This window comes from Amycolatopsis halotolerans (assembly GCF_042647905.1).
Lineage (GTDB): Bacteria > Actinomycetota > Actinomycetes > Mycobacteriales > Pseudonocardiaceae > Amycolatopsis > Amycolatopsis halotolerans.
Genome location: NZ_JBHRWI010000020.1, coordinates 342589 through 355811 on the forward strand (window position 1 = coordinate 342589; position 13223 = coordinate 355811).

Consider the following 13223-nt stretch of genomic DNA (forward strand, 5'->3'; position numbering starts at 1 on the left):
ATCACGGGGCGTGCCCTACCCGCGTCCGCGGCGGGACTACCCTGGCCACCACACGGTCGGGGGATCCGCAGGGGTCGCCTGACGCCGCCGTGACAAGTGGGGTGGGCGTATCAGCGAGGGCGTACGGTCGGTGCCCGGCACCGGCCCGGGCGGATCGGGCGGGACGTCCACGATCCACCGGGCCCGCCGAGTGCTGGCGATCAAGCCATTCCGTCGGCTGTGGGGCGTCACGTATCTGTGCAGTGTCGCCGACTGGCTGAACCTGCTGAACCTGACCAGCCTGAGCACCAAGCTCCTCGACAACTACTCCGCGCAGAACTACGCGTTCGTCGGCGTCATCGTCACCGCGCTGCTGCCGGGCCTGCTCTTCGCCCCGCTCGGCGGCCTGCTCGCGGACCGGTTCGACCGGCGCAAGATCATGGTCGTCTGCGACCTGCTGCGCTGCGGGTTCCTGCTCTCGATCGCCGTGGTCGGCGCGCCGTGGTGGCTGTTCGTCGCGAACTTCCTGGTCGGCAGCTGCTCGATCATGTGGATCCCGTCGAAGGACGCGGCGGTGCCGAACCTGCTGCGCCGCCCCGAGCAGGTCGAGACCGCCAACCAGCTCGGCATGGTGATGACCTACGGCCTCGCCGTCATCACCGCCGCCGGCGCCAACGCGCTGATCCTCGGCGCGAACTCCACGTTCCACCTGTTCCAGGGCCCCGGTGTCGACCTGTACATCGCCAAGGTCGTCGTCGTCATCACCGGCCTGCTGTACCTGACCAGCGGCATCATCGTCGCCACCCGCATCCCCGAACTGTCCCTGCGCGACGTCCACTCGACGCCGCAGCAGAAGGTCAAGCGGGCCGACGAGGAGAAGTTCGGCTTCGGCGCGATGATGCGCGACGGGCTGAAGTTCGTCCGCAGCACGCCGATCGTCCGCGGTCTGCTGATCGGTGCCTTCGGCGCCTTCGCCGCAGGTGGCGCGGTCATCGGCGCGGCCAAGCCGTACTCGTCCTCGCTGCTCGGTGGCGACGCGGCATTCAACCTGCTCATGCTGGCAGTCTTCATCGGCCTGGCCACCGGTATGGCGCTGGCCCCGAAGCTCGCGCACCGGCTCCCGCACGACCGGCTGTTCGGCATCTCGATCGTCCTCGCCGGGCTCGCGCTCGGCGTCGTCGCGTTGTCGCCGCACCTGTCGATCTCGGTGGCGGCGGTCGCCTTCGTCGGCGTCTGCGCCGGCACCGCGTTCCTCACCGGCGTCACGATCATCGGCTCCCGCGTCGAGGACGCGATCCGCGGCCGGATCAACGCGATCTACCAGGCGATGCTCAAGATCGTGCTGTTCGGCGCGACGGTGGTCACGCCGGTGCTGATCGGCCTGGTCCGGCAGCGCCAGGTCGACCTGTTCGGCACCCCGATCATCGTCGACGGCACCCGTCCGGTCATCCTCGGCGGCGGGCTGCTCGCCGTGCTGCTGGGGATCATCGCCTACCGGCAGATGGACGAGCGCCGCACCGAGAAGATCTTCAGCGACCTGCGCAACGCGCTGCGCCGCAACCCGCGCCGCGTCAACGGCTTCCTGATCGCGATCGAGGGCACCACCGCCGTCAACACCGCCGAGCAGGCCGCCCGCCTCGCGCGCTGGCTCGGCACCGGCACCCGGCCGGTCGTCCTCACCGCCGACCCGGCGCTCGGCGAGCAGCGCTTCCGCACGCTCGTTTCCGACGCCGCCCTCACCGGCGTGCGGGCGCAGGCGCTCGTCGCCGCGGCCGTGCGTGCCGAGCTGGTGGAACGCCAGATCCAACCCGCGCTCGACGCCGGGTCCGTGGTCGTCATGGAGCGTTTTGTCGACTCCCCGCTCGCGTCGCTGTCCGCGGCGGGCGAGCTGGACCGCGGCGAGCTGGAAGGGCTGGTCGACTGGGCCACCGGACGGCTCCGCCCGGATCTCACCGTTCTTCTCGACTCCGAACACGCGGAGGATCCGCAGCCGTCGTTGAAGGACGACCAGCTGTGGGTGCAGAAGCTGCTCGGCGAGATGGCCGCGGCTGACCCGGACCGGTACGTGGTGGTCGACGCCGAGGGCTCCGACAGCGACGTCGCGGGCCGGGTCCGCAACGCCGTCCAGCCGGTCTTCGTCGGCTCGCTCGCCGGGCTCGCCCCCACGGAACCGGCGGAGGAGGAACCCGAGCCGCCGGAAGACGCTGCCGCGGCGGACGTCGTCGAGGCGGCCGAAGCGGAAGCGGCGCAGAACGGCGCGGACGCGCTGCCCGTAGTGTCCAAAGTGGAGGATCGGTGACGACTCCGATCGGCGTCTGGACGGAACTCGTCGGCCAGGAACCCGCCATGGAAACGCTGTCTTCAGCGGCGTCGGCGGCGGCCAAAATCGTTGCGGGAGAAGCAGTCGCGCCAGCGGCGATGACGCACGCCTGGCTCCTCACCGGACCGCCGGGCTCCGGCCGCTCAGTCGCCGCGCGCACGTTCGCCGCAGCCCTCCAGTGCAGCACCGGAACCGGTTGCGGCGCCTGCCCCGGCTGCCGCACGACTATGGCCGGAACCCACGCCGACGTGCGCTTGGTCGTCCCGGAAGGACTGTCCATTTCGGTCGCCGAGATGCGCGCGCTCGTGCAAGCGGCGGCGCGCCGGCCGACGACCGGCGAATGGCAGGTCGTGATCATCGAGGACGCCGACCGGCTCACCGAAGGCGCGTCGAACGCGCTGCTCAAGGCGGTGGAAGAGCCCCCGGCACGCACGGTGTTCCTGCTCTGCGCACCGTCGGACCACCCGGAGGACGTCTCGGTCACCATCCGCTCGCGGTGCCGGCTGGTTCCGCTGCGCACCCCGCCCGCGGAGGCGATCGCGCAGGTGCTGATCTCCCGGGACGGCGTCGATCCCGAGCGCGCCAACTGGGCCGCGGCAGTGTGCAACGGCCACGTCGGCCGCGCGCGCCGGCTCGCTACCGACGAAGCTGCCCGGCAGCGGCGCGCCACCGTGCTGCGGATCCCGCTCGGGCTGCGCCGTCCGGACGACGTTTTCACCAGCGCTGACCAGTTGATCAGCGCGGCGGAGGCGGACGCGGGCGAGGAGAGCAAGGGCCGCGACGAGCAGGAACGCTCCGAACTGCGCACTGCGATGGGCGGCGACGGCACCGGCAAGGGCGTCGCCGGCGCGAAACGTGCCGCCGAGGCCGCCGTGAAGCAGCTGGAGAAGCGCCAGAAGTCCCGCGCGACGCGAACCCAGCGCGACACGCTCGACATTGCGTTGGTGGATCTGGCCGGGTTCTACCGCGACGTGCTCGTGACGACTTCGCGCTCTGGCGCGACGCTGACGCATCCCGACCACGCCGAGCAGATCAATTCGGCCGCGGCGGCTTGGACGCCGGAATCGACGATGCGCCGCCTGGAAGCGGTACTGGAGTGCCGCGAGGCGATCGGGCTGAACGTGAAGCCGCGGATCGCGGTGGAGGCCATGGTCACCACGCTTCGCCAAGGCTGACCCAGCGGAGATCGCACTGGAGGCGCTCGTCAGGCGAGGTCGGGCTCGGGAGGCGAGGCTGGGTCTTCCCTTGGCCGCGACAGATACAGGGCGGTGTGATACCAGCCCTCGGTCTCTTTCCCGGCGGGGTCGGCCCCGGTCGCCGTGACGGCGGCGACGGCATAGCGCTGCTCGTCCGGATCGGTGAACCGCCGTTGCACAAAGGTGCGCTCGAGGTCGACGGTGGTGGACAGTCCATGTTCGGCCAGCGCGGTGGCGATGGGCTGGTAGGAGCCGGTGCGCAGGACGAACGCGGCGACCCACGGCGGCGTGCTGGCCGCCCGCAACAGCTGGTCGAAGGTGCGGGCGCTGAGGAAGCTCACGCCTCCGGTCACGGTGATCAGACTGGCCGCGCTGGCTGCCCGCAGCAGGGCGGCGGACGCGGGTCCGGTCTCGAGGTTCTCGGCGAACCCTGCGTCGAGCAGGCCGACTGCCAGCGCGTAGTCGATCGCGGGCGCGGCGATGTCCACGCCGATCGCGGGCACGGCGTCGGCGCGGCGATGGGCGGCGTAGAAGTCCTTGTCGTACTCGATGAGTTCGGAGGTCTTCAGTTTGGCGACCTTAGGCGCGGTGTAGTGCGCATGGAGGTCATCGAAGGTCAGCCGATGGTTGAGCAGCGCGGCATTGACGCCATATGAGCAGCACAGGTCCAGGACCGTCACTGGTGCCGGCCGCGCCGCTGCCAGCCGGCGGAAGACGGACTGGGCGTGGTGCGGGGTTTGATAGCCGAACCGGCCGAGACTGCTGAAAAACGCGCGGGGATCGGGGCGGTCGTAGATCTCGTCGAACAGAGTCCTGCCCGCCGGGTTCCGCGTCATTCCTCGATCGTGGTGCCGTCGGCAGCACGGCGGCAACCGCGCACCAGGTGAAGGTTGCCTGCCGAGATTGGGCCGATCTGCGTCGCGGCATTCGGGTTCCTCTTGCCACGCTACGAAAACGGCCCCCTCGCCAGCAGCGAGGGGGCCGTTTACGTGACTGGCCAGAGTCAGTCGCGCGGATGCGGCGACGGCTTGAACGGTGCGTCAGGACCGCCGGACGGCCGCTTCAGTGCCAGCGCGGGACGCCGCCGGTTCGGGAACGCCGCGACCATGACGACGCCCATCAGCAGCATCGCCGTGCCTGCCCAGAACAGCGGCACCGTGTCGTACGCGCCGTTCGTGTAGGCCAGGTGCTTCACCGGACCCGCCGGTGCGGCACCGCCCTGCGGCGGGGCGGGCGGAGTCGTCGTCGAACCGCACACGACGCCGCCGGTCGGGGCGTACGAGCGGGCGATCTGCTCGCCCAGCGACAGCTGCGCCAGCGACGACGGCAGGTTGTCGCCCGCCTGCTTCGGCAGCAGTTCCTTCAGCTTCTGCGTGGGCAGCACCTGAAGGTCGAGCAGCCGCGCCGCCGCGCCCACCTGGTAGCCCTTGAACGGCGTGGTCGCCTCGGACTGCTTCTGGTCGAGGTTCGCGATGCTCAGCCGCAGCACGCCGAGGTCGAGCACCTTCCCGGTGGTGTCGCCGAGCTGCTGCAGGCCCTTCTGCGCGGTGGCGACGAGGCCGCCGACCACCGGCACGTTGTCCAGCGCGCCGAACTGCTGGCTCAGCGGCGCGAGCGGCAGGCCGATCGGGATGTCCTTGGTCGGGTGCGCCGCGTCGAGCGTGTACAGCGTCTTGCCGCCGGCCGCGATGGTGATCACCGGAGCCTGGTAGTCCACTGTGGACGTCTTCGCGTCGCCGGTGGAGGTGACGGTGAGCGTCGGCTGGCTGGCCACCTTGAGGTTCAGCTCGAGCGGCGTGCCCTTGAGGATGTTGATGTCCGCCGCCTGCAGCGTGGACCTCGACTGCACGGCCTTGTTCTTCGAACCGGGGATGTCGACGAGCTTCACCTGCGACCGCGACGACAGCGTGTTCGGCAGGCTCAGCAGCGAACCGGTGCCCGCGGCGGGCGTCTGTCCGCTGCCGGGCAGCAGGCCGCCGAGGCTCTGCAGCCCGCTCTTCGGGTCGAAACCCTGCGCGAGCTGAGTGCCCTGCGGCAGGTTCAGCCCGCCGCCGCCGATCAGCGGGACCTGCGGCAGCGTCGGGAGGCCGTTGAGCAGCGACAGGCTCGCGACGGACGTGCTGGCGTCGGCGATCGTGTCCACGCACGGGCCGAGCGATTCGCTCCAGCGGGCGTGCGCGGTGCCGTTGAGCAGCCCGACGTTCAGCAGCGGGTTCGACGGCGCGTTCAGGCCCCCGCTGATCTCCTTCGGGTTGTCCGGCAGCGAGGTCTGCACGAGGCTGCCCGGCGTCTGCGGAGCCTGGCCCCCGACGGCCAGCCCGAACGGCGACGACTGCGCGATCGACTTCTCGTAGGCCAGGTAGGCCTCCGAGTTCGCCGACGCGCTGGACAGGCCCATGCCCGCCTCGAGCGCGGACTGCTTCGGCAGCGTCTGGCCGAAGCCAGGAAGGATCGTGCTCGTGGTGACCGAGTTCGGCAGCAGCCGCAGGACGCCGAGCGCCGTCCCCGCGTCGCCGACCGCGTGCCCGAGCGGCTGCGGCCCGATGGGCGCGGACGCGGGCGGCTGCGAGGGGTTGTTCGGCTGCGGGATCGGCGTCGTCGGAATCTCCTGCGCACCAGCCGGCGCGGCCAAGAGCAGCAGCAACGCGGCAGTGGCGGGCAGCGCCAGCGCACGGGGCAGTCTTCGCTGCATGTGCCGGGTCCTCCAGATGATCGCCGGGTCGGGGAGTGAGACCGAAGTCATAGGAGCCTAACGACGCGGCCCCCGCAAGGTGACGCACCACGGCTCCGCTACACTGATGACCGTCGCGCAGCGGCATGCCGCCTTAGCTCAGTCGGCCAGAGCGATTCACTCGTAATGAATAGGTCGGGGGTTCGATTCCCCCAGGCGGCTCCACCACCTGACCAGGGACTTTCCGGAATCCGGAGGGTCCCTGGTTGCTTTCTGTGTAGCCATCCGTGTAGCCGACCCGGGTTTACGCTGGCTACATGACCAGCGCAAACGGCCCCCGGAAGCGCACTCGCGGCGAGATCGTCAAGCTCCCGAGTGGGTCACTCAGAGTGAAGGTCTACGCGGGCATCGACCCGGTGACCAAGAAGCGGTACTACCTGGACGAGGTTGTTTCCGCTGGTCCACGTGCGGCGGCCGAAGCGGAAAAGCTCCGGACGAAGTTTCTCAACCAGGTCGACGAAAAGCGCAGCTCGCGGACTCGGGCGACGGTGAGCCAGTTGCTAGACCGGTACTTCGAGCTGGTCAAGATCGAAGAAACCACCCGAACGGGGTACGAGTCTTTGGTCCGAATCCACATCCGCCCGTTGCTGGGAGAGTCCGCGTTGGGGCATCTCGACGGTGAAATCCTCGACTCGTTCTACAAGCAGCTAAGGACATGCCGCGTTCACTGCCGGGGACGCGGCTTTGTCGAGCACCGCACCGAACGGCCGCATCAGTGTGATGGTCGGTGCGGGCCGCACAAGTGCAAGCCGTTGGCCGACAGTTCGATCCGCAAGATTCAGGCGATTCTGTCCGGCGCTGGTAAGCGCGCGGTTCGCTGGGGATGGATCGGCGTGAACCCGTTCGATCTCGCCGAACCGCTTCCGGTGCCGCGGCCGGACCCGAAGCCCCCGACAGTCGAGCAGGCCGCTCGTATCGCCACGGAGGCGTGGCGAGATCTCGACTGGGGAATGCTCGTGTGGCTCGCGTTCATCACGGGCGCACGCCGAGGCGAGTTGTGTGCTCTCGCGTGGGATCGGCTGAACTTCTCGACTCGGGTCTTGACCATTCGGAGCAGCATCGCCCAGTCGGGCCGAAAAACGTGGGAGAAGCCCACGAAGACGCACCAGCAGCGCCGAATCACTCTCGATGAGCGCACGGTGGCGCTGCTGCGGTCGTACCGCGAGCATTGCGCGGAGCGTGCCGGGCTGAGGACGTTGAAGGCGGACGCCCGGATCTTCTCGCTGATGCCGGATGGCAGTACATGGCTCAAGCCCGACTCGGTGAGTCAGCGGTACGCGCGCATGTGTGCTCGTCTCGGCTGGGACATGAACATTCACCAGCTCAGGCACTACTCGGCAACGGAGTTGATCGCGGCAGGCACGGACGTTCGGACAGTCGCCGGACGCCTAGGCCATGGCGGTGGCGGTTCGACCACCTTGAAGGTCTACAGCGCATGGGTTGCAGAGTCCGATGAACGCGCGTCCGGAACCCTTGCCGGGCGACTGCCGGACCTGCCCGTTGCGCTCATCGCGGAAGGCAAGCTCGCTCCTGTCGCGCCGGTTGCGGCACCTGAGGACGAGAGTCCGTACAAGCGCATCGCGAAGGATCTTCAGGGAGCGATCGTGTCCGGCGTGCTCACGCCCGGTCAGCAGCTTCCTACGGTCGCCGATCTGGCGAAGCGGTACAAGGTGTCATTCGGGACGGCTCAGCGCGCCATAGCGCAACTCAGGACCGCTGGGTTGGTGAGCGTGAGCCGAGGCAAGCGCGCGGTCGTCGTCGATCCAGCCGCCATCGCCGACGCTGAGCCTGCAAAGGTCCTCGGTCTCCGTCGGACTCGCATCAAGTAGTGCGCCCCCCTCGCCCGTACGCGAGGGGGGCAGTAAACCGACTAGCGATGTCCGCCCGTAAACAGAATCGCGGGTCAAGACCCCCGAGGTGTGGCCCTGGGGGACGTGACAAGACCGTAGTAGAAAGCTTGTCCGAAGGCCAGAACACACCCCAGGGCGTGTTGATCCCCGCTCAAGCCTCAGATCTAGGGCAGCATCTTCTTTCGCCGGGCCGTACCCCGGCTGAAATGTCCGTCCGTAAACAAATCTGGAGTTGATCAGCTTGACGATCTGTAGTGGCGTTCTCGCGCGCCCGAATTCTTGGCAACGGCCGGTGATCTTCGTCGTTGTCATCATCCTGGCGGGACTGTTGACCTGGCTGGGGATGCCAGTTGCTGGGGTCGTAGCCGTCATCGGGGCAGCGTCGATGGCGGCTCAGCGTGTCACAGCTGGCTCAGTTCAGCGCCCGTCGTTCCGTTAGCAGGGGCTGGCTGGTCTGTGGCTCCAGAGTTGTCACCTGCCACAGGCCAGCCGCCGACTCGGCGGAGACCGAAGAACTGAGTTAGGACGACGCAGGCGCTTGCAGGTCTAGAGCCTGCAGCACCGGGCCGTAGATCCGCTCGACCGGTACGAACCGGGTCAGGTCTGCTGCGCGGACCCAGGTCACGTCGGAGTTTTCTGCGACGTCGGCGTTACGTGCTTCCCCGGTCACATAGTCGCAAAGCACGTACTCGCACAAGACTCCTGTTACGGGGTGCGGCCGGGTGCCGAGCATGCGGACAAAGACGCAGCGTACTTCCGTTTCGGCGAGGGTTTCCCGGACTGCCGCGACCGCTGGATCAGTGCCCGGCTTGACGATCCCGGCTGGGAACTGCCACGTGTTCGCGTCGTCTCGGCGACAGACCAGCAAGACGTCCATGCCGCGCATCACCACCGCAATGGCAACGCGAAGCGGTTGCAGCGCGCTGCTTGGCCTCTCCGGAGGTGTCAACAGATCGTCGATACTCGCACTGAAGATGCGTTCGAGCAGCCTCGCAGTGGCAGGGCGAACCTGGCCGAGAGGCTTGCCGTCCGGCCGTACGCCAGCAATCAGGCGTTGCAAATGCCGCACGCTCAACGTGCCTGACTCATTGTGCTTGCGCGCGAAGTCTTCCGCGAAAGCCGCGAACTCTTCGAGGGTTTGGCGTTGCTCGCGTATGCGCGCTTCGAGGACCGTGCGCGGCGGCGGGCTACCGTCCCAATCTGCGGATCGCAATGCTTCCTCCTGCCCCGCTGGCCTGGGTCACCCCTAGGTCGCGCGCGAGTCGCCTTCCGGTCGTGGTCCTGACTCCTGTTGCCACGTGAGACTCATTTCATTCTGTCACAAGGCTTGATTTAGCTCCTTGGGCTAGTCGGGGGAGGTGGCAGACCGGGATGTGATCGACCTGGGCAGGAGCAGTGTCGCGATGACTGAACAACACCTAACGGTGGTGACCTCCGCTGAGGAACCGGTGGACCACTTGGTGTCTGACGCCGAAATGACACACGGGCTGTCGTCGACAGGCTGGTTCACCGGTCTATGTGGAGACAGCTTCCCCGCGGCGGCCATGTGTTCGGAGCCGGGTCTGGCTTGCTCGCGCTGCGCGCGCATCCTGGCCGCGGCCCGACTGCCATTGACCGACGCCCGGCACGCCCGCTCAAAGACGCAGCGCCTTCATGACGACGAGGCCAGGAGTCTTCGCCGAATCTTGCGGGCCGTGTGTCGCAGCAGCGCGCGACGATTCCGCCGGAAGTGACCTCATGCGAGGTACGGACATGTTGACGCCGCGTGCACGCACTCTAGGAGCCGCCTTGCGAGACGCTCGGCTCGCGGCCCGCTTCGGAGTGCGGGAACTGGCACGGCGCATCGGCGTCAATCCGGCACTGCTGTCGAGCTGGGAACTGGGATACCGAGTGCCCGGTCCTGAAGAGGTTGCCGGGATGCTTGGCGCGCTGGGAGTGACGGGTGAGGAGAAGGAATGGATCGCCCGCCTTGCGCGTGGCATTGCCGGTCCGGGCTGGTTCACTCCAGGTTCGCAGGCAAGCCCGACGCATTTCGCGGCGTTGAAGGCTCACGAACGTGCAGCGCTTTCTCTGAGCGTGTGGGCACCCATAGTGTTCCCGGATTTGTTGCAAACTCCCGGCTACGCCCGCTTCGCGCGCGGTACTGAATCGCAAGACGTTACGGCGTTGGAAGCGCTGATGCGGCGAAGGGATGTGCTCTTCGGTGCCCAGGCTGTCTCGGCGGACTTCTTCATCGGAGAGGACGCGGTGTACAACCACTTCGGCGATGACGTGATGGCGCAGCAACTGCGGTTCATCGTGGACTTGGCGGTCAGGGCTCGAACGATCACAGTTCGTCTCCTGCCACGCCTGCCGAGGCGCAGCGTCGTGCTCCCCTGGGCCTTCACCACGTACCGGATGGAGGACTCACCGCCGGTCGTCTACTGCCCGCACCACTGCATGGGCGTCTTCCTCGTCGGTGAGCATGCGACACCGTACGAAGCGATCACAGCCAAACTGGCGGATCAGGCCATGCCGCCCAGCGAAACGGTCGGCTGGCTCTCTGCTGAGGCCGATCGGCTTGCGCGGTCAAGTGGGAGCCAATCCCTGCCGACGACTTGAAGAGTGACGAACCTGCCGGATGACCAGTCAGCATCAGTGCCGGACCGGCTCATCCGGACTGGCGCGCTGCTGACCGAAATTGGTATGTGGATGCGCGACGGCGAAGTGCCGACGCTTGAAGTTCGTGAGTGCGCCCGGCAACTCGTCGCGCTCGCGAACCTGCTCCTGCTCGTGGCCGACGACGCCGACACAACGTCAGAAGCTAAACAGGACGACACGGAGGCAGCGGTCTGAGCGGGATCTGGTGACGGGTGAGACGGTTGCCGCCGGACCCGTCTCACCCGTCACAGCCTGTCTATTGCCTCGTCAAAGGGCGTGTGTGCCTGTCACGCTTGCTGAGACGGCGTGACAGGCACGCGTGACGAGTGCTACGGGTCGTCGGCATTCTGCCCGCCGCTCGTTATCGCGTCCGCGGCTGCTCGGATGTCCGCCGTGAGGTAGCCGCGAACCTGTCGTGTCTTACCGTCCGCGCCCGGCACACGAACCCGCTCCGGACGGCACCCAAGCTCGCCCATTTGCCGACCGAACGCAGTGGGCTCAACTCCCAGCGCTTCGACAAGCTCGGCCGTGGGGACGAACGCGCGGTCTCCGTTGGCCAAGTCGTCGCTGAGGTAGTCCACCACGGACGCGAGCGGCTCGGGCAGTTCGACCGACGCGACCGGGTTCGCCGCCGCAGTGTCGCCGCCAGCGCCGATGGCACGAGCGACTGATGCGTGATCAAGCAGCGGCATGTTGTCCTCTCCGGCCGCGTGCCCAGTCAGGGTGCCGGTAGCTTCGCGGAGTGTGCGGCCTTGCCCGCAGATGGCCTGCCAGTCCTCGTTAGGCATGTAGTAGGTGCGCACGGTCACCGCAAGAACGTCGGCCCCTGCTTGGGTTTCGCCGTCCGGGCGCAGGATGCCCACGCCCTTGTGCGAAGGCAGCAGACGACTGGAGTCGTAGCCTCGGGTGTTCATCTGTTCGCCCAACACGATGTTGCTGTCTCTCCAGTCCATAACCCGCAATGCGAACCGGGATCCGAGGACCGCCCGTAGCCCGGACGGGATCGTTTTCGAGTCGGGCCGTTGGGTCGCCAGTACGAGCACGATCCCGGCGGCTGGCCCCTTCTTTGCCAACCAAGTCAGCAGTTCGCCGATGTACTCGCCCGCGGTGAGCTTCTTTCCTTGCACCACAACGGGTGTGCGGTCCTCCAACGGAACTTGGACTTCATCGACGAAGATCGCCGTAATCGGCATGTCCAACGTGGGGTCGCGGGACATCTCCGGCGTGATCTTCGACTCGGGGCAGGTCAGGTCATCGAGATCACGCATTCGCCGGTAGCGCCCTTGAACCTCGGCGACCAGCTCGGCCAGCCAGTCCACCAGGGTCAGGACGTGTTCGGGTTCGTCGCCGGACATGAACCGGTGCGCGACCTGGCTGGCGGCGTCCCAGTCCTTACCTGCCTTGAAGTCCGCGACGTATAGCCGGACCCACGCATCCAAGATGAGTCCGGCGGCGGCGAGCCGCGCGGCGAACGTCTTGCCTTGTCGGGGGATCGCCCCGACGAGCAGTGACGTCCACACCAACGGCAGGTCGATCCGGCGGTCCCGAGCATCCCGGCCGAACGGCACTGGTCGCCACGCATTCCACTGGGATACTCCGAGCAGCGGCGTCCGAAGGGAAGGCGAGCTGTACGGGTCCTCGTCGGCGACCCACATGGACACTCGCCCGGCGTGACCTCCGTTGCCGCGCACGCGCTCGACGATGAGTTGCACCTCATCCACGGCGAGCGCGGACGCGAGAGCTTCCCGGTTCTTCACGACGTCGGCAGCCTTGCGGGTCGCAGGCAGATCGACGGTGATGGCCCAGCCGTCCCCGACCCGCGTGGCCCGTTCGACCAGGCGCAAGGACTCGTCCTTGCCAATGAGCTTGGCGTCCCGGAACGCATCGACCAGGACTTGCGGGTCCATCGTCCACGTCAGGGTCCGAGGTCCGGCCAGTGCGGGTTTCCGGCCCGGACTGCCATCCTTCCGGCGTCCGAGGATCGCTAGCGCGACTGCCGCGCCGGCACCCGCGATCCACAACGGATCGGACCCGTACACCAGCTCGACGACCGTGCCGGCGAATGCAAGGGCCGCGGCGAGCGCGCCGGTCACCTTCCATCGGAACAAGGTCAGTTCACGGATCTCAACGAACTTGTCGGCGAGCTTCTCCGACTCTTCGGCCGCCGTGCGGTAGTCGCGAACCGTGACCCACTCTCGCCACCAGCGGACGCCGAGGACAAGCCCGCGGATGACTGCGCTCACGCACCGCGATGGTGATTTCAGGACAGCCACGGCCGTGTCCTTCGCAGCCTGAACAGCTTGTGGCTTGCTCTTGAGCCACTGCGGTACTCGCGGCGAGTGCTGCCACCACCGCGCGAACCTGCGCCGGATCGTCCGGCGACGAGGCTGGGGCAACGTGTCGTCAATCAGTTCGCCATCCAGTACCGGCCCGATGTGCTCCATGCCTCGTGAACCCATTCGGGCAGGCGAAGCGTCGGCGGGGGTCCGGCGCTGGCAGGACCATTC

At 67.7% G+C, this 13223-nt stretch carries 9 protein-coding genes and 1 tRNA gene; 6 read left to right on the top strand and 4 right to left on the bottom strand.

What is annotated here, in order from left to right; translation table 11 throughout:
- The first annotated feature begins 130 nt into the window (after nucleotides 1–130).
- Nucleotides 131–2278 carry a bifunctional MFS transporter/dTMP kinase gene (locus ACFORO_RS16645; RefSeq protein WP_354749713.1) on the top strand — a complete coding sequence of 716 codons (2148 nt, stop codon included), beginning with the start codon at nucleotides 131–133 and terminating at the stop codon, nucleotides 2276–2278.
- A complete protein-coding gene (locus tag ACFORO_RS16650) occupies nucleotides 2275–3474 on the top strand; it encodes a DNA polymerase III subunit delta' (RefSeq protein ID WP_354749711.1) in 1200 nt (399 codons plus the stop codon). Before ACFORO_RS16645 ends, ACFORO_RS16650 begins: the two co-directional genes overlap by 4 nt.
- 29 nt (nucleotides 3475–3503) lie before the next feature.
- On the opposite strand, the gene ACFORO_RS16655 is transcribed toward ACFORO_RS16650, so the two are convergent.
- Nucleotides 3504–4331: a class I SAM-dependent methyltransferase gene (locus ACFORO_RS16655; protein WP_377873623.1), complete on the bottom strand. Its 828-nt coding sequence runs from the start codon at nucleotides 4329–4331 to the stop codon at nucleotides 3504–3506.
- 167 nt (nucleotides 4332–4498) lie between these two features.
- Nucleotides 4499–6187, bottom strand: coding sequence for a hypothetical protein (locus tag ACFORO_RS16660; protein ID WP_377873622.1), 1689 nt, complete (start codon nucleotides 6185–6187; stop codon nucleotides 4499–4501).
- A gap of 127 nt (nucleotides 6188–6314) precedes the next feature.
- Between ACFORO_RS16660 and ACFORO_RS16665 the strand changes: the two genes are divergently transcribed.
- Together ACFORO_RS16665 and ACFORO_RS16670 are read left to right on the top strand one after the other, a co-directional pair.
- Nucleotides 6315–6391, top strand: a tRNA-Thr gene (locus ACFORO_RS16665).
- Nucleotides 6392–6483: 92 nt separating this feature from the next.
- Complete coding sequence (locus tag ACFORO_RS16670) at nucleotides 6484–8055, top strand: tyrosine-type recombinase/integrase (RefSeq protein ID WP_377873621.1); 1572 nt, start codon at nucleotides 6484–6486, stop codon at nucleotides 8053–8055.
- A 541-nt stretch (nucleotides 8056–8596) separates the two neighbouring features.
- Here ACFORO_RS16670 and ACFORO_RS16675 read toward each other — a convergent pair.
- Nucleotides 8597–9289, bottom strand: a complete 693-nt coding sequence (locus tag ACFORO_RS16675) for an NUDIX domain-containing protein (RefSeq protein ID WP_377873620.1) — start codon at nucleotides 9287–9289, stop codon at nucleotides 8597–8599.
- Between the two features lie 575 nt (nucleotides 9290–9864).
- On the opposite strand from ACFORO_RS16675, the gene ACFORO_RS16680 reads away from it, so the two are divergent.
- Together ACFORO_RS16680 and ACFORO_RS16685 are read left to right on the top strand one after the other, a co-directional pair.
- Nucleotides 9865–10677 carry a helix-turn-helix domain-containing protein gene (locus ACFORO_RS16680; protein WP_377873619.1) on the top strand — a complete coding sequence of 271 codons (813 nt, stop codon included), beginning with the start codon at nucleotides 9865–9867 and terminating at the stop codon, nucleotides 10675–10677.
- A 3-nt stretch (nucleotides 10678–10680) separates the two neighbouring features.
- Nucleotides 10681–10911 carry a hypothetical protein gene (locus ACFORO_RS16685; RefSeq protein ID WP_377873618.1) on the top strand — a complete coding sequence of 77 codons (231 nt, stop codon included), beginning with the start codon at nucleotides 10681–10683 and terminating at the stop codon, nucleotides 10909–10911.
- A gap of 134 nt (nucleotides 10912–11045) precedes the next feature.
- Here the strand turns inward: ACFORO_RS16685 and ACFORO_RS16690 are convergent, their stop codons facing one another.
- The gene (locus ACFORO_RS16690; protein ID WP_377873617.1) at nucleotides 11046–13175 is read right to left on the bottom strand and encodes a cell division protein FtsK; all 2130 of its coding nucleotides are present in this window, start codon (nucleotides 13173–13175) and stop codon (nucleotides 11046–11048) included.
- Nucleotides 13176–13223 lie beyond the last annotated feature (48 nt).